At 46.0% G+C, this 16,408-nt stretch carries 14 protein-coding genes; 12 read left to right on the top strand and 2 right to left on the bottom strand.

What is annotated here, in order from left to right; translation table 11 throughout:
- Positions 1 to 84 precede the first annotated feature (84 nt).
- From ACFI6L_RS12580 to ACFI6L_RS12605, 6 genes are all read left to right on the top strand, one after another.
- Positions 85 to 819 carry a hypothetical protein gene (locus ACFI6L_RS12580; protein ID WP_462574130.1) on the top strand — a complete coding sequence of 245 codons (735 nt, stop codon included), beginning with the start codon at positions 85 to 87 and terminating at the stop codon, positions 817 to 819.
- Positions 820 to 1,172: 353 nt separating this feature from the next.
- On the top strand, positions 1,173 to 2,732 hold the full coding sequence (gene leuA / locus ACFI6L_RS12585) for a 2-isopropylmalate synthase (protein WP_462557848.1): 1,560 nt from the start codon (positions 1,173 to 1,175) through the stop codon (positions 2,730 to 2,732).
- Positions 2,733 to 3,830 carry a 3-isopropylmalate dehydrogenase gene (leuB, locus tag ACFI6L_RS12590; RefSeq protein WP_462574131.1) on the top strand — a complete coding sequence of 366 codons (1,098 nt, stop codon included), beginning with the start codon at positions 2,733 to 2,735 and terminating at the stop codon, positions 3,828 to 3,830.
- Between the two features lie 9 nt (positions 3,831 to 3,839).
- Positions 3,840 to 5,240 (top strand): 3-isopropylmalate dehydratase large subunit, encoded by a 1,401-nt coding sequence (leuC, locus tag ACFI6L_RS12595; protein WP_014975820.1) that lies wholly within the window; start codon positions 3,840 to 3,842, stop codon positions 5,238 to 5,240.
- 3 nt (positions 5,241 to 5,243) lie between these two features.
- Positions 5,244 to 5,849, top strand: coding sequence for a 3-isopropylmalate dehydratase small subunit (gene leuD, locus ACFI6L_RS12600; protein ID WP_014948483.1), 606 nt, complete (start codon positions 5,244 to 5,246; stop codon positions 5,847 to 5,849).
- A 346-nt stretch (positions 5,850 to 6,195) separates the two neighbouring features.
- On the top strand, positions 6,196 to 7,392 hold the full coding sequence (locus tag ACFI6L_RS12605) for an HD-GYP domain-containing protein (RefSeq protein ID WP_462574132.1): 1,197 nt from the start codon (positions 6,196 to 6,198) through the stop codon (positions 7,390 to 7,392).
- An 89-nt stretch (positions 7,393 to 7,481) separates the two neighbouring features.
- Here the strand turns inward: ACFI6L_RS12605 and ACFI6L_RS12610 are convergent, their stop codons facing one another.
- Together ACFI6L_RS12610 and ACFI6L_RS12615 are read right to left on the bottom strand one after the other, a co-directional pair.
- Positions 7,482 to 8,765, bottom strand: coding sequence for a general secretion pathway protein GspB (locus ACFI6L_RS12610; RefSeq protein WP_462574133.1), 1,284 nt, complete (start codon positions 8,763 to 8,765; stop codon positions 7,482 to 7,484).
- A complete protein-coding gene (locus tag ACFI6L_RS12615) occupies positions 8,758 to 9,669 on the bottom strand; it encodes an ExeA family protein (RefSeq protein WP_014948480.1) in 912 nt (303 codons plus the stop codon). Before ACFI6L_RS12615 ends, ACFI6L_RS12610 begins: the two co-directional genes overlap by 8 nt.
- Positions 9,670 to 9,889: 220 nt before the next feature.
- On the opposite strand from ACFI6L_RS12615, the gene ACFI6L_RS12620 reads away from it, so the two are divergent.
- The 6 genes from ACFI6L_RS12620 (at position 9,890) to hemW (ending at position 16,359) form a co-directional block, all read left to right on the top strand.
- Positions 9,890 to 11,068 carry a CCA tRNA nucleotidyltransferase gene (locus ACFI6L_RS12620; RefSeq protein WP_462574134.1) on the top strand — a complete coding sequence of 393 codons (1,179 nt, stop codon included), beginning with the start codon at positions 9,890 to 9,892 and terminating at the stop codon, positions 11,066 to 11,068.
- Positions 11,069 to 11,081: 13 nt separating this feature from the next.
- Entirely contained in the window at positions 11,082 to 12,116 is a 1,035-nt protein-coding gene (locus ACFI6L_RS12625) for a WD40 repeat domain-containing protein (RefSeq protein ID WP_462574135.1), read from the top strand.
- Between the two features lie 274 nt (positions 12,117 to 12,390).
- Positions 12,391 to 13,104, top strand: a complete 714-nt coding sequence (locus tag ACFI6L_RS12630) for a hypothetical protein (protein WP_462574136.1) — start codon at positions 12,391 to 12,393, stop codon at positions 13,102 to 13,104.
- 73 nt (positions 13,105 to 13,177) lie between these two features.
- Positions 13,178 to 14,404, top strand: coding sequence for an ATP-dependent RNA helicase SrmB (gene srmB, locus ACFI6L_RS12635; protein WP_014948476.1), 1,227 nt, complete (start codon positions 13,178 to 13,180; stop codon positions 14,402 to 14,404).
- A gap of 220 nt (positions 14,405 to 14,624) precedes the next feature.
- Positions 14,625 to 15,227 carry an XTP/dITP diphosphatase gene (locus ACFI6L_RS12640; protein ID WP_014948475.1) on the top strand — a complete coding sequence of 201 codons (603 nt, stop codon included), beginning with the start codon at positions 14,625 to 14,627 and terminating at the stop codon, positions 15,225 to 15,227.
- Positions 15,220 to 16,359, top strand: a complete 1,140-nt coding sequence (gene hemW, locus ACFI6L_RS12645; RefSeq protein WP_462574137.1) for a radical SAM family heme chaperone HemW — start codon at positions 15,220 to 15,222, stop codon at positions 16,357 to 16,359. The genes ACFI6L_RS12640 and hemW overlap by 8 nt, the downstream gene beginning before the upstream one ends.
- Positions 16,360 to 16,408 lie beyond the last annotated feature (49 nt).

Genomic DNA, 16,408 nt, shown 5'->3' on the forward strand with positions numbered 1-16,408 from the left:
CGCATTGTTTAATGAAACCGTGTAGCAACAAGCGCTTAATCTTGCTAGGGTTAAATAACTTTAGACAGGTATTTGATAATCCCGATGGCTTCAGGCGACAAACTTTCCCACTCTTTGCCCAACTCCCAAGTTGGCTTTTTCAGTGAAGCTGGTGAACTCGGCGGAAGCCACCCTCAATTAAATGAAATATGTACTGCTCTGTATGAAAGAGAAATCGTCTCTCTAGCTCATAGCGAAATAAAAAACCTATCGCTGCTAAAGCGTCGAATGGGCGGGCTTCCTTATCACGTGAAAGCTATTGCTCGATATATGATTAGTAATGGCATCGCAAACAATCCATCCCCGCTAAAAACAGATACCCATAATGGAAGTTGGTATGCCAAGCAATCTGCAAAGTGCCCCGGCATTAATCATTTAGACGATGTAGAAAAGCGAGAAGCGTGGTATAGAAAAAACGCTAGGTATGGTCTTGTTGTACCTGTTTTAATTTTAAATATGGAAGGCTCTCACATTGAGCTTGATTCCATTGATATGGTAAACCAAGACAATACCCAGCTCCATCTGAACAAAAATGGATGGTTTGCCAATACAGGGGAGTGCATTTCTTCAACTCCACTACGCGATGAAATGGAAGCGGCCACGGCACTTTCAGTTCAAAACAAAATACTGCTGCGGCCTTCAAAGTCGATAATGACCGCTGCGTGCTGTGGCCACGCATGGAGCTTTAAATCCAAGCGTTCACCACGTGCCTTATCCCTTCGCGAAATGCGCTTATCTACTCAAATCAACTGGAAGAACTTTACGCTGCTTAATAGGTAACAAAGCCTCAGTAAGAATAAAAACCCAGCATATTCGCATAAAAAACCACAACCCCCTTTGCACCTCCACAGCCAAATTTAGTACAAACATCCTAAATAATTAAAAGAAAGTATTTATACACGAAAAATATACTCATTATTGTAAACAATGGTTGACCTCTTCATGCCACATGGGTACATTGTCGCTATCAACTTGGTCAGCAAAGAAACAACAAATGCGTATTCGTTTCCTTCTTCTATCTCTACTCCTTATGGCAGCCAGACTGCACGGGTAGATTGCGACCAGCGATTTAATTTCACAAAAACCCGTGCCAAGCACGGGTTTTTTTTTAACTATTCAACTGAGAGAGCGTCATGACAAATCAAGTGAAGATCTTTGATACCACATTGCGAGACGGCGAGCAGGCCTTACCTGCAAGCCTAAGTGCCAAAGAGAAATTGCAGATCGCGCTGGCGCTCGAACGGTTAGGCGTTGACATCATTGAGGCAGGCTTTCCTGTCTCTTCACCCGGCGATTTTCGCTCTGTACAAATGATTGCAAAAGAAGTTAAGAACTCTATCGTTTGTGGCCTATCTCGCGCATTGCCGGGTGACATTGATGCATGCGGACAAGCATTAAGCGTCGCTGAGCAATTCAGAATTCACACCTTCATCGCAACGTCAGAGATTCACGTAGGTGCCAAGCTTCGCAAGTCACAAGATGAAATTGTAGATATGGCCGTAGCCGCGGTGAAACATGCACGTAAGTATACTGACGATGTAGAGTTTTCCTGTGAAGATGCGGGGCGTACCCATATCGATTATCTATGCCGAATGGTTGAAGCCGCTATTAACGCTGGTGCAACGTCGGTAAATATTCCGGACACTGTAGGCTACACAACACCTACAGAGTTTGGCGGTATTATTCAGCAATTGTTTAATCGCGTTCCAAATATCGATAAAGCAACCATTTCAGTACATTGTCACAACGACTTGGGCTTAGCGGTAGCAAATTCATTAGCAGCTGTTGAGCAAGGTGCCAGACAGGTTGAATGTACGATAAACGGTATTGGCGAGCGTGCTGGTAACGCTTCACTTGAAGAAATTGCCATGATCTTACAAACCCGTAAGAACATGTTGGGCTTTGAAACTAACATTAATTCTACCGAAATATCGCGCACATCTAAGCTAGTCAGCCAGCTTTGTAACATGCCAGTTCAATCAAACAAGGCCATTGTTGGCGCGAATGCGTTTAGCCATTCATCTGGTATTCACCAAGACGGTGTCTTAAAAGCGCAAAATACCTATGAAATTATGACTCCAGAAAGTGTGGGTATTAATAAGAACAACCTAAACTTAACGTCACGTTCTGGCCGTCATGTGATTAAGCATCGCTTAACCGAACTTGGCTATAAAACCGAAGACTATGACTTAGAAGCGGTGTATGACGCATTCTTAAAGTTAGCGGATAAAAAAGGCCAAGTATACGATTACGACCTTGAAGCCTTGTTGTTCTTCGATAAGCAAAAGCACGACCAAGCACACTTCCAGTTGCTTTATCTTCAAGCGAATTCAGGGCGTGAAATTATTCCAAGCGCCACCGTTAAAATGAAAGTGGGCACTGAAGAAATTACCCAGTCTAGCATTGGAAACGGCCCGGTAGATGCGGCTTATAAGGCCATCATGTCTATACTAGGTCACGAAGATCTAGAAGTTGTCGACTTTAAACTAGATTCAAAAGGTGAAGGTGCCGACGCTTTGGCGCAAGTGAGCGTTATCGCTACATATAAAGGCCGTCGTTTCCATGGAATCGGCTTGGCTACAGATATTGTGGAAGCCGGCGTTAAAGCCCTTATCTTTGTATTAAACAACACATATTTAGCCGATCAAATTGATCGGCAAAAAAATCAACAAGAACGCGTTGCAGGAGTATAAATGAGCCAGTATTCAATTGCCGTATTAGCCGGAGACGGTATCGGCCCAGAAGTTATGCAGGAAGCCAATAAGGTTTTAGATGCTGTTGAAAAGAAGTTTAACGTCACCCTCAACCGTACTGCATATCCTGTAGGTGGCTACGCCATTGATACTGAAGGCGAAGCGCTACCCTCAAAAACGCTTTTGGGCTGTGAGCAAGCCGATGCGATCTTGTTTGGCAGTATCGGTGGCCCTAAGTGGGACACCTTGCCGTTAGAGCAACGTCCTGAGCGTGCCGCACTACTTACCCTTCGCAGTCATTTTGACCTGTTCAGCAACTTGCGCCCAGCTCGCATTTATCCGGGCCTTGAAAGCCTGTCTCCCCTTCGTGAAGACATTGCTAAATCAGGCGTAGATGTTTTGGTAGTGCGCGAGTTAACCAGCGGTATCTACTTTGGTCAGCCGAAGGGCCGAGAAGGTGAAGGCGAAGAAGAATTCGCGTATGACACTATGCGCTACAGTAAACGTGAAATTCGCCGTATTGCTATTGCAGCGTTTGAAGCAGCACAGAAGCGTCGCAGCAAAGTGACTTCAGTAGACAAAGCTAACGTACTGGTAACCAGTCGTTTATGGCGTGAAATTGCTGAAGAAGTCGCAAAAGACTATCCAAATGTAGAACTTGACCATATCTACATCGACAATGCCACTATGCAAATAATGAAGAACCCAGCGCAGTTCGATGTGATGCTGTGTTCAAACCTTTTTGGCGATATCGTTTCTGATGAATGCGCTATGATGACGGGCTCTATGGGCTTGTTGCCATCGGCAAGCATGAACGAGGAAGGCTTTGGCCTTTATGAGCCAGCAGGCGGTTCGGCCCCAGATATTGCAGGCCAAGGCATTGCTAACCCTATCGCACAAATTTTATCGGCCGCCATGATGCTGCGTTTCAGCATGAACTTGAATGATGCTGCCGACGCAATTGAAAAGGCAGTAGTGGCAACGCTAGAAGCAGGTGTACTTACAGGCGAGTTACTTCCTGCAGATAAACGCAGCCAAGCGGCAAGCACGTCACAAGTGGGCGATGAAATCGTTAAACAATTAATGGCGCAGGAGTAAAACAACCTCATGGCCAAGACCTTATATGACAAAGTGTGGCAAGCCCACATTATTGACCAAATCGGTGAAGACAGCTTAATTTATATCGACCGTCACTTAATTCATGAAGTAACGTCACCTCAGGCATTTGCAGGCCTTAATGAAAAAGGCCGTAAAGTACGACGTCCCGATCGCACCGTTGGTACTATGGATCACAGCATTTCAACCCGTTCATTGGCAATTGATGCCTGTGGTCCAGCCAATGCGCTTCAGCTACAAACCTTGGCAAAAAACTGTGAAGAACACGGCATTCAGCTATTTCCAGTGGGCCACCAAAAGCAAGGTATCGTGCACGTTATGGGCCCTGAATTAGGTTTAATTCAGCCTGGTATGACGGTGGTGTGTGGTGACTCACACACTGCAACCCACGGTGCATTTGGTGCGCTGGCATTTGGTATTGGTACCTCTCAGGTAGAGCATGTATTGGCCACGCAAACGTTGAAACAAAGCCGCGCGAAAAGCATGCTTATCAACGTAAATGGCAAGCTTCCTGTCGGTATTACCGCAAAAGACATTATTCTTGCCATTATCGGCAAAATTGGCCACGCTGGCGCTACTGGCCATGTTATCGAATACGCAGGTGAAGCTATCCGCGGTTTGAGCATGGAAGAGCGCATGACGGTGTGTAACATGAGTATTGAAGCTGGCGCGAAAGCTGGCCTTGTTGCACCAGACGAGAAAACCTTCGCCTACCTTGAAGGCCGCGAATACGCACCTAAGGGTCAAGACTGGGAAGACGCTGTCGCTTATTGGAAAACCCTTTACACCGAAGAAGGCGCAACCTTTGACACTGTGGTTGAACTTGAGGCGGCGGATATCGCTCCTCAGGTTACGTGGGGCACCAACCCAGGTCAGGTTATTGGCGTAAACACGCCTGTACCTGCCCCTGAAGATTTTAGCGACCCGATTGAAAAAGAGAGCGCAGTAAAAGCACTAGAGTATATGGGCTTGAAACCTGGTGAAAAGCTTGCCGATATTGCAGTAAACCACGTATTTATCGGCTCGTGTACCAACGGTCGAATTGAAGATATGCGTGCAGCAGCACAAATCGCCAAGCGCGGTAAAGTTGCCGATTCAGTAACAGCTATTGTTGTTCCGGGGTCTGGTAACGTTAAGCGCCAAGCGGAAGCTGAAGGCTTAGATAAAATTTTTATCGATGCTGGCTTTGAGTGGCGGTTGCCAGGTTGCTCTATGTGCCTTGGTATGAATGACGACAAGCTAGTGGCAGGCGATAGATGTGCCTCTACCAGTAACCGTAACTTTGAAGGCCGTCAAGGCCGTGGTGCGCGCACTCACTTAGTAAGCCCAGCAATGGCTGCCGCTGCTGCAATTACCGGTCGCTTTGCTGACGTTAGAGATTATCAGGAGTAACTTATGTCTGAACAAGGTTTTACACAACACACAGGCATTGCTGCGCCGCTTGATCAGGCCAATGTCGATACCGACCAAATTATTCCAAAACAGTTTCTAACTGGCGTAACACGTGCTGGCTACGGCAAACATTTGTTTCACGACTGGCGTTATTTGGATTTAGAAGAGAAAGAGCCAAACCCAGCGTTCGCGCTGAATAAGCCTGAGCACAAAGGTGCGAGTCTGTTGCTAGCTCGCGAAAACTTTGGTTGTGGATCAAGCCGAGAACACGCGCCGTGGGCACTTGCCGACTTTGGATTTAAAACGGTTATTGCCACCAGCTTTGCTGATATTTTTTACGGCAACTGCATTAATAATCAGCTAGTGCCTGTGGCATTATCAAGCGAGCAAATGGACGCTTTGTTTGCTGCAGTGAAGGCAGACCCAGCAACTAAGATCACCGTTGATCTTCCAGCGCAAACAGTAAGTTTTAACGATACAAGCTTCAGCTTCGATATTGCTGAGCATCACAAAAACAACCTGATTAAAGGCTTAGATGCTATCGGTCAAACGCTTGAACTCACAAGTGCTATAGAAGCCTTCGAAGATAAACAGCCCGCGTGGTTGTAAAAGTGTGGGGCTTTAGCGCTTAACAACGCCCTAGCATGACACATGGGTGCTGTCGCGAGATGGCACCCTGTTTATTTCTCTCATCTATGCCTCTACCTTAACTTCGCATCAAGACGCCTAATACCAATCCGCAATAAAAATATCAGTTCACCTGATTTGAGCCATAAGCAACTTCTCGGCACATTTACACGTCACGCGTTTTCTCACGAATTCGGTAATCCTACATTCGCCGACTCTAGCTATACTAAAGACTAATAAACTCCTCACTTTTTTCACTGGAATATCGTACTATTCGTTTCTATTGTAATTGAAGGCTATGGCAACGTTGTGCCTCACAGGAGAGATAATGCTAGAACAGGTACCCATTGATGATTTGCAGCCAGGAATGTACGTCAATCAAGTACTTGAACAAACAGGTTCACTTAAAATGCGCTCTAAAGGCATTGTGAAAACCCAAGCCATTATTGATAGTCTAAAATCAAAAGGTATTTTAAGCGTCGAAGTAGATCTTGCGAAATCTAAGCTGCCCGAGCCAGTTGTGCCACCCGAGCCAGCTCAAGAAAAAGAGCCTGAAGTGACTAAACCGGTTGTTAAGCTAGTGGGTCGTGATTCAATTAACGAAGCCAACGAGCTTTACAGCAGCGCAATTGCCATTCAAAGCAGCTTTTTAAAGTCACTTAAAAATGGGGCGGTAAAAGATTTGTCTCCCATGGAGTCGCTGTCGCAAAGCCTGATCGAAAGTGTATTTGATAATAAAGATGCGCTGAGCTGCCTGACTATGATCAAGGATACCGACCATTACCTTCTTGAGCACAGTATTAATTGCAGTGTACTAAGCGGCATTTTCTGTGAGTTTCTTGGCTATGACAGAGATACCACAGAGCAAGTGAGTTTAGGCGCCCTATTGATGGATATCGGCATGTCTTCCCTGCCAGATGAAATTCGCAATAACACAGGCGAATTTTCCAGTGATGATTGGGAAGTGATGAAAACTCACGTTGAAATTGGTGCTGACCTAGTTGAACAGTGTGGCGATATTTCTGACCTATCGCTACGCATCATTGAAGAGCACCACGAGCGCGTCGATGGAAGCGGCTACCCGAGAGGATTGGTTGGTGACGAAATCTCAGAGTTCGCGCGTATTGCTGCCATTGTGGATGCATACGATGCCATGACATCTAATCGTACGCACAAAAACAGTATCACGCCTACTCAGGCGCTAAAGCGACTAACTGCGACAGAGAACTTAGACCAAGAATTGGTAAAACAATTTATCCAGTGTATTGGCGTGCACCCTGTTGGCTCCTTGGTGAGGTTAAAGAGCGGTAAATTAGGTATTGTTAGCAAAATCAACCCTAAAGACCCCGTAAGCCCTCACGTTATGACCTTTTACAGCGTGACGTCGCAGCATTTCAATGAAGTGAAACGCGTTGATTTAAGTCAGTACGACGATGAGATTGTGTCAGGCGTTCGCCCCGAAGAGTTTAGTTTGAACTTACCAAAATTCTTTAAAGACGTTTTCATCAATCAGATGCCGCTGTAGAACACACAGTTTAACCAGCGAAAGGCCCTTTTTTCAAAGGGCCTTTTTTGTATTTCTTGTTAGTGTTTTTTGGAACCAACAGATAGTAATTACCAATCGGTTAATGCTGCCATAGTAAAAATCTCATCTTCGAAAGCAAGCACCACACGTTGCGCTTCAATATTGACGATTTGCACTCTATCAGCAATCCAGTCGCCCTCACCTATTTGACGGCCATTGACTCTCACCCACCTATCGGCAGGACGAGACGCATACATATGCGCGCTAAAGTTCATGGTTGGAAGTCGTGTTAACAAGCGAACGGGTAACTGATCTACACGGGGTAGTTCGTCTTTAACCGTCACCCTTGTTTGCTCTTCAGCGGGTTTATTATCTTGTGCCTTTGAGTCTAGCGCTTCAACGGCAGCATTAAAACGGGCCATGAGTTCTGGTGACACGGATACGTCAGATTGAGACGTAGCTTCATTTAATACTCTCCCTTCATAATTCCCTGAAGTCTCAGTTTGTCTTGTATCCATTGAAGAGCTACGCTCATATCCACTACTTGGCTCGGCGCCAGAACGTTGGGACACGTCGTTATTGTAGCGATTCTGAGTACCTGTTGTGTTTGGGTTTGTATTTGGAACTGCACCTAAATCAGTATTTTGCGTTGCAGCTAAGTTGCCAACAGACTGGTTATTTACCATAGCGTTCGCTTGCGTGCCTTGCTGAGCTGCACCGCCGTTACTCATGTTTGCATTTACCGCCGTGTTAGCAGTTTCATTTGAACCTGCGCTTTGCCCACTTTCCTGAGTGTTGGAAGATACCTGTTCACTTTTGTTGCTTGAAGTGCCTGGTGCTTCATTACTACTTTGCGTGGCCGTAAGCGCTGAAGCGTCTCCGCTTGCTTCAACCTGTGAAACTGAGCTTTCAGAGTCTGCCACCGGTACAGAAGCGGGTGCAGTTAGCATTGGCCACCAGCGTGTTGCCGTAGCGGCGGAAAAGCCAATGCATAAACCACCAAGAATAACGACGGCAAAAAGCGCAACTTGCTTGGTGTAAAGCTTCCATGCTGACGGAAGCCCTTCCACTGTGGGTAAGAACAAGCTTCGATTAAACTGCTCGTTGAGGGATTTATCAAATTTGGCGGTAGTGTCGTGCTCGCCCCGAAGCAAAGCTTGGGTCTGTGTTCTATGATGAACTGCCGGCGCTATTTCCACGGTTTGCTCAGGGTCTATTTCGACCTCTTGCACGCCCATTTCAGACAAGCCCTGCACCATAGCATCGCTTGTCACTAAACCCGACTTTCTAATTTTAACTGGCCCATTTTGCTTGGTAATTTGAACAATCACCATACCGGGCACTAAATTTTCAATGGCGACGATATTAGACATACAAACTCCCTAACCCGTAGCCGAATATGATGGCCAAAACAAACGCCGATGCGAGATACCATTTACGCTGGCTTTGCACGCGCTGACTGACAACATCTTCACCTAGAATTTGCTCTGCCGCGGCCAAGAATATAGGCTTTTGCACAACCGCATGCTGCTTAGTAAAAGATAAGGTTAACGCTCGGTCGCACAGCAAATTAATTACCCTTGGAATCCCACCAGTAATTTGATGCACCGCGCGCAATGTAGACTTACTGAAAATACTGATATCACCTTCAGCCACACTTAAGCGGTGTGCTATGTAAGCACTAACTTCAGGCGCAGTTAAGGGTAGCAGATGATAACGAGCGGTAATGCGTTGAGCCAGCTGACGTAATTCGTTACGCTTTAACAACTGCTGTAATTCAGGCTGACCTATCAATACAACCTTTAACAGTTTTTCACGATTCGTTTCTAGGTTGGTCAATAAACGAAGTTGTTCTAGTACTTCGGGCAACAGATGCTGCGCTTCATCAACCATTAGTACCGTATTCATGCCTGACTGATGATTCTCTGCTAACTTAGACAAAATCAAATCGGTGAAATACTTAAGGCTTGCTTTTTCAGGTGTATAAGCCAAGCCTAGCTCATCACAAACCGTTGCTAATAGCTCAAGGGCGGATAAGGTAGGATTCAAAATCATGGCTACCTGCGTATTATCGGGTAGCTGCTGCAACAGTTTTCTCGATACCGTTGTTTTTCCCGTGCCCACTTCTCCGGTGAGCATTACAAAACCACCGCTTTCTCTGAGGCCAAAGGTCAAATGGGCCAAAGCCTCTTTGTGCCTTGGACTCATATACAAATAATCGGGGTTAGGCGCAATCGAAAAAGGATTGTCATTTAACCCGAAGTAGTTCAAATACATGGTTGCTGAAGCGCCTATCTGTTTTAATTTTTGACGACGATTAAACTACCAGACGCAACCTTGAAGTGAAAGCGCATAACGATGTGGCTACGAATTTTATTTGTAACATTGCTATACTGCGCCTCTGTTACCTAGGGAAGGTTGATTTTCGTTACACGTCAAAAGTCGATGTATTCCCAATCTAAAAAAGTATTACTGACTAAAAAATCGTTGGAAGAGCATGCAAGTATATCTCGTTGGTGGCGCAGTGCGTGACGCACTGTTAAACAGAAAAGTTGTTGAACGCGACTATGTCGTGGTGGGCGCCACGCCAGAAGAAATGCTCAGCCAGGGTTTTACCCAAGTAGGCAAAGACTTCCCTGTTTTTTTACACCCTAAAACACAGGAAGAATACGCACTTGCACGTACAGAACGTAAGTCAGGAAAAGGTTACACCGGTTTTGTGTGCGATGCGTCAAGCTCAGTCACGTTAGAAGAAGATTTGTTACGCAGGGACCTTACCGTTAACGCAATAGCGCAAGACAACCTTGGAAACCTTATCGACCCCTATGGTGGTAAAAAAGATTTAGAAAACCGCCTACTTCGCCACGTATCTGAAGCCTTTAGTGAAGACCCTTTACGCGTATTTCGCGTTGCTCGGTTTGCCACCCGCTATGCTTATTTGGGGTTTACTATCGCCACTGAAACCATGGCTCTTATGCAGTCTATGGCGCAAAGCGGCGAGCTAAGCACGCTAAGTGCAGAGCGGGTATGGCAAGAAACAAAGCGCAGTCTTTTAGAGAAAACACCGCATGTTTTTTTCACTGTATTATACCAAGCCCATGGCCTCAATGACTGGTTTACTGAGCTTGAAAGAAACGTAGATACTGCTCTGGAAACGTTAAAAACGGCGGTAGCACTAGAAAAGGCTGAAAACGAAAGCGTTGTTAAATACACGGGTTCAGAACCCCCATTACCTGAAAGTAGCGATTCAGAAACCGCTAGGCTGATAACAAGGTTTACTGCCCTGCTCACTCACCTTAATGAGGAAGAAGCGAAACAGTTATGCAGTCGGCTCAAAGTGCAAAACCAAGTTAGTGAAATCGTCAGCCTTGCCTGCAAATTCAAAGGCTTTCTTTTGAACGCGCAGAACTCGCCCGCCGATTTACTTGCCCTGTTCAATGGCTGTGATGCGTGGCGAAGAGAGGAACGTTTCACATTATTACTTAGCGCTTTTGCGCCTTATGCTCATAACAAGGGCGTAGATTGGCAACATCAACAAAAACGCATTGAAAATGCGTTAGCCGCCGCCAACCAAGTGAACGTGCAAGATATCATTGCCACGGGCGTTAAAGGCCCTGAAATAAAAGACGCGCTTAACCGGGCAAAGCTATCCGCTATTGCCTGTATTAATACATAATTGTGCTAAAGCAATGATCGAAAGAAAAACGAACGGACGCTTTCTCTCACCTTTAGCGTCACCACTTTTTTATTTACTTTGCACCGTTCTCCTTGCGCTTTCTGGTTGCACTGAAGAGACGCGCGTATTACCTGTTCACGAGTTTCGCTTTACCCAAGAGCCAGTGAGGAATGCTGCGCTTTCAGACGATGCCCGTCTTGCGGCATTCATTTTTGACGATTCCTCTGTTTCTGTTTGGGATGTTGATGAAAAACGAGAGCGCTACAAATGGCACAGTGACGTGCTTGATGAAGAGTCACTGCACCTAATTACGTTTTCCAAAGACAAGGCATGGTTAGCGCTCACAGGCTGTTGGAGCACTACACTGATTAACTTGCAATCAGGTGATGTGGTAGGTAGTTGGCATTTTAGTGGTAAAGATCCCGGCGCCACAGCGTCATCAACTTCCCTATCCCACCATGGTGACAGCGCACTAGTTGGTATGACCGACGGTACCGTATTGCTACTAAATTTTGATAACGGCACTGCATTGCAATACCAGCACAATACAATGAAAGTGCTTCATGTCGGCTATTTTTCTGATGACTATGCGTTTTCTGGAGGGATAGATAAGCGCTGGTTTCTATGGGATTTAGACAAAAACGATGTGTTGCTGGAAAGGCAATATCGCAGTCGAGTTACCGCTTCAGTGCTAGACAATAGAGCTCAGCGAGCTTTTATATCCGATGCGCTGAACAGCCAAGAAATTATTGATCTCGCCACCCATGAAGTGATGTCTGAACTACAATTTATGGAACGTTTCCGCTTTTTCCGAAAAGGGTTATTTTTAGAAAACGGTGACTACCTAATGACAACATCACCCAAATCAGTGGTAACGCTATGGCATGCTAACTCTGGCGAAGAGATAGCCTCATGGGAAATTAAACGCTACTCAAGCGAAGCCACCACTCACGCTATTACACTTAACAAGGATGGTGATGTTGTTACCCTCTCCTCTGATGGCGTGCTTCAAAGCTGGGATTACCGCGCACTGGTTACATCACTGTGATATACCTTATGCTTATACCGTCCCTCACAGCCTTTGCCCCACCTTCTTGCTAACAAGTTTTCGTTTACACAACTTAAGCATGTCGCTATTATTCAACTTAGATTACAAATGTAATCCTTAACTATATTTGTGCGTTCTTGTGCAACAGTTGCTCGCTAGTTATTCGTTGCTTGTTCGCAGCTTGTTAAATAACAACTTCAAAGCGCGCTTCGCTTTAAACAAACAATTCGCCCTTTTAAATGAAAAAATCTGGCATCGGCTTGGAGATTCTTAAGTGAACAAAACAATAATAACGTACCTTATAACTTTAGCTTTTCCCCTTATAGTTAGTGGATGTGCAAGCCCCCCAACCGTCTACCTTTATGGCAAATATCTTGAGCCGTCCAAAGTTCAAGCCTTATCTGAACAGTTAACGGACCAAGGCTTGAATGTTGAAGTAAACGACTTTGATTTTCCTACATCCGTGTCTACAAATACGTTGCTCTATTCATTGCTGCTACAATCACCAGAAGCAATCGACAATACCACTAGCATCGCAGAGCATGCGGGTTACTCTATAAACCGTGTCCAATCGCTCATTCAAGGCAATCATTGGTATACTAAAAACTCTTTGGCGCTGTTCGTGTTTCCTGACGGCAATCGCCCCCACGGAACCCTCCTTGCCCAAGATCTTATCCATAACTATATCGCCAATGGATGTGGTAACGGCGAGCGCCTCACGCTGTATAAAGACGGTACGTATACCCTCACACTTCAAACGCCCACATCTTCAGAAGACGTAAAGGGTAAATGGAAGTATCGCCAGTTTCCTTACCTAGAGCTTCAAGAACCCAATTCACCGTACGCCAACTACTACTTCGAAATTTCACGGGTTGAAAGTGAGGATAAAGTGAGTAAGCTCGATTTGACGCACTTGCACTTACTTAACGCCAACAGTACCAACCCGTTAGCATCAGAATGTGTATTTACCTACGGTGTGCGAATTTAACGCCAGTTTTTCTCAATGTTTTGGTATAGCAATGCTACAATACGCCCCATTCATTTAGAGCGTTTTTTATACTATGACTTTCGAAGAACTCGAATTAGACGAAGCACTGTGTCACGCAGCTGCCGATATGGGGTTTGAAACCCCAACTAGCATTCAAGAACTGGTTATCCCGCATGCGTTGGATGGACGAGATATCTTGGCCTCTGCTCCTACAGGTACTGGTAAAACAGCCGCTTTCTTATTGCCTGCATGCCAGTTTTTACTTGATTATCCGCGCAGACAGCCTGGTGCTACACGTATTTTGATCCTAACGCCTACCCGCGAGTTAGCGCTACAGGTTTATGAACAAGCCCTGGCCATAACAAAGCATACACAAATTGTGTGCGGGGTAATAACCGGTGGTATTAACTACGGTACCGATAAAGAAACCTTAAGCAAGAATCTCGATATTCTTGTGGCCACGCCAGGTCGTTTGCTTGAGCATATCGAAAAAGAAGCCGCAGATTGCCGTGATATCGAGTGTTTGATCCTTGATGAAGCTGACCGCATGTTGGATATGGGTTTCTCAACGGTAGTTAACCAAATTGCTGCCGAAGCGCGCTGGCGCAAGCAAAACCTATTGTTCTCAGCCACGCTTGAAGGCAAAGGCGTTAAGACTTTCGCTCATGACATTCTTAACAATCCTGAAGTGATTGAAGCGAACCCATCGCGCAAAGAGAAAAACAAAATTCATCAGTGGTATCACCTTGCTGACGACATGAATCACAAGCAAGCATTGCTGGTGAATATTTTGAAGCAAGAAACAACGACGTCAGCGGTTGTGTTTGTGAAAACCCGCGAACGCCTGCAAATGCTTAAGGACTTCTTAGCCTCGAAAGATATTCCAGTGTGCTGGCTACAGGGTGAAATGCCACAAGACAAACGTATTGCAGCGCTAGCCCGTTTCAAAAGTGGTGAAGTACCTATCTTGCTGGCAACGGATGTTGCTGCCCGCGGTATTGATGTGCCTAACGTGAGCCATGTTATTAACTTCGACATGCCGCGCAAAGCCGACGTTTATGTTCACCGCATTGGCAGAACCGGCCGCGCTGGCGCCAAAGGTACTGCAATATCTTTGGTTGAGGCCCACGATTTTGACATGGTAGCCAAAACCGCACGTTACATGGGCGAACCACTTAAAGCTCGCGTTATTGACGAGCTACGCCCTAAAAACAAAACGCCTAAGATTGGCCCCAAAAAGAAAAAAGTAAAGGCCAAAGACAAAGCCAAGGCAAAAGCTAAGCCTAAAAAGAAAAAGTAAAACTCGAGCACTTAGAGGGTGAGCGATGCGATGGCCGAAGGTTGGGAGTGGCTTTCGCAAACACGCGGTAAACACATCCATGTGCGCTCCGCTGCCGCATCCCTGCGGCAGAGGGTTTGCTCAAACCACTCCCAACCTTCGTCCTGAATAACCTAAAGTAACCCGATGAATGTGCTCGAGCTTATTTCAGGAGCAAAGAAAAAACGAGGAGTCTGGCACAATGAAATTCCCAGAAAAAATTGTTTTAGCCACAGGTAATCAAGGCAAGGTGCGAGAGTTTGCATCCTTATTTGCAGATTACGGCGTAGACGTTGTGGCGCAAAAAGAATTAGGTGTATCTGATGTGCCTGAAACAGGCACAACATTCGTTGAAAATGCCATTATTAAAGCGCGTCATGCGGCACAAGTAACAGGCCTTCCTGCTATTGCTGACGACTCAGGCTTAGTAGTCGACGCCCTTGGCGGTGCACCCGGTATCTATTCAGCCCGCTATGCTGGCGCTGATGCAACTGATGACACCAATATTGACAAGCTATTAGCTGCCCTAGATGGCGAAACCCAGCGTAAAGCGCATTTCTTCTGTACATTAGTGTTTATGCGCCATGCTGACGACCCTGTGCCATTAGTTAGTCAAGGCAAGTGGCAAGGTGAAATTTTAACTGCTCGCTCTGGTAACGACGGTTTTGGTTACGACCCGGTATTTCACGTGCCAACTCATGGCTGCACAGCTGCAGAATTGGAGAAAGCCGAAAAGAACCGTATTAGCCATCGCGGCAACGCCTTAGCGATTTTGCTTGATAATATGAGAGCGACTTTTGCGTAATCCACCGCTTAGCCTTTATATCCACATTCCTTGGTGTGTTCAAAAGTGTCCGTACTGTGACTTTAACTCTCACGGGCTTAAATCTGATTTACCCGAGAAAGAATATGTGGCGCACCTGCTGGACGATTTAGCCATTGATGCCAAACGCATTGGCGACCGCCCTGTCGAGACAATCTTTATAGGCGGTGGCACGCCCAGTTTGTTTTCAAGCGAGGCCATGGCTGACATCTTAAACGGCGTCAAACAGCGGGTTAACTTAAGCGACACTGCTGAAATAACCATGGAAGCCAACCCAGGCACCGTCGAGGCAGGTAAGTTTGCGGGCTTTTATCAGGCAGGCGTAAACCGAATATCGGTGGGCATTCAAAGCTTTCAGCCGAAGCATTTAAAAGTGCTAGGCCGTATTCACAATGAAAGCCAAGCTGAAAATGCGGTAAAACAAGCACACAGCGCGGGACTACCCACGTTTAATTTAGATCTCATGCATGGTCTACCTGAACAAAGCGTAGAGAATGCTATGGCAGATTTGAAGCAAGGCATTGAGCTCGATCCTTACCACTTGTCGTGGTACCAGCTTACCATCGAGCCAAACACGCCTTTCTATTCAAAACCACCAGAGCTACCTGACGACGACATTCTGTGGGAAATACAGGAAAAAGGCCACAGCCTCTTAGAGCGTGCAGGCTATCACCAGTACGAAATTTCAGGCTACGCCAAAGCCGGGCACCAATGCCGCCATAACCTGAATTACTGGCGTTTTGGCGATTACTTAGGTATTGGATGCGGTGCGCACGGGAAGATTACCGATGCCGCTAACGGCACAATTCATCGTACCGTTAAAGTGAAGCATCCAAGAGGCTATATGGAAATGAGCCGCCCGTATTTAGATACGCAAACGCTGGTTAGTGCAGACGACCTACCGTTTGAGTTTTTTATGAATAGGTTTCGTTTAGTTGAGCCTTGCCCGATGAGTGATTTTAGTGACTTCACAGGTACTGAGTTAATGGATGACGTTAAACGCGCACTGTCTGATGCTCATCACCAAGGGCTGCTTTCTATTTCAGATAGTCACTGGCAGGTAACTGCTAAAGGACGTAGATATCTCAACTCTCTGCTGTCGTGCTTCGTATAATCTTGCCCATTTGAGCCAACCAAAAAGCTAGATCAAAAAAGCCTGCTCA

This window comes from Alteromonas sp. G4i35, assembly GCF_054960375.1.

Bases quoted from the DNA above. Each gene is read 5' to 3' on its own strand.
- leuC (WP_014975820.1), top strand. From the start codon at position 3,840: ATGGCCAAGACCTTATATGACAAAGTGTGGCAAGCCCACATTATTGAC.
- leuA (WP_462557848.1), top strand. From the start codon at position 1,173: ATGACAAATCAAGTGAAGATCTTTGATACCACATTGCGAGACGGCGAG.
- srmB (WP_014948476.1), top strand. From the start codon at position 13,178: ATGACTTTCGAAGAACTCGAATTAGACGAAGCACTGTGTCACGCAGCT.
- ACFI6L_RS12605 (WP_462574132.1), top strand. From the start codon at position 6,196: ATGCTAGAACAGGTACCCATTGATGATTTGCAGCCAGGAATGTACGTC.
- ACFI6L_RS12580 (WP_462574130.1), top strand. From the start codon at position 85: ATGGCTTCAGGCGACAAACTTTCCCACTCTTTGCCCAACTCCCAAGTT.
- ACFI6L_RS12625 (WP_462574135.1), top strand. From the start codon at position 11,082: ATGATCGAAAGAAAAACGAACGGACGCTTTCTCTCACCTTTAGCGTCA.
- ACFI6L_RS12610 (WP_462574133.1), bottom strand. From the start codon at position 8,765: ATGTCTAATATCGTCGCCATTGAAAATTTAGTGCCCGGTATGGTGATT.
- ACFI6L_RS12620 (WP_462574134.1), top strand. From the start codon at position 9,890: ATGCAAGTATATCTCGTTGGTGGCGCAGTGCGTGACGCACTGTTAAAC.
- leuD (WP_014948483.1), top strand. From the start codon at position 5,244: ATGTCTGAACAAGGTTTTACACAACACACAGGCATTGCTGCGCCGCTT.
- ACFI6L_RS12640 (WP_014948475.1), top strand. From the start codon at position 14,625: ATGAAATTCCCAGAAAAAATTGTTTTAGCCACAGGTAATCAAGGCAAG.
- leuB (WP_462574131.1), top strand. From the start codon at position 2,733: ATGAGCCAGTATTCAATTGCCGTATTAGCCGGAGACGGTATCGGCCCA.
- ACFI6L_RS12615 (WP_014948480.1), bottom strand. From the start codon at position 9,669: ATGTATTTGAACTACTTCGGGTTAAATGACAATCCTTTTTCGATTGCG.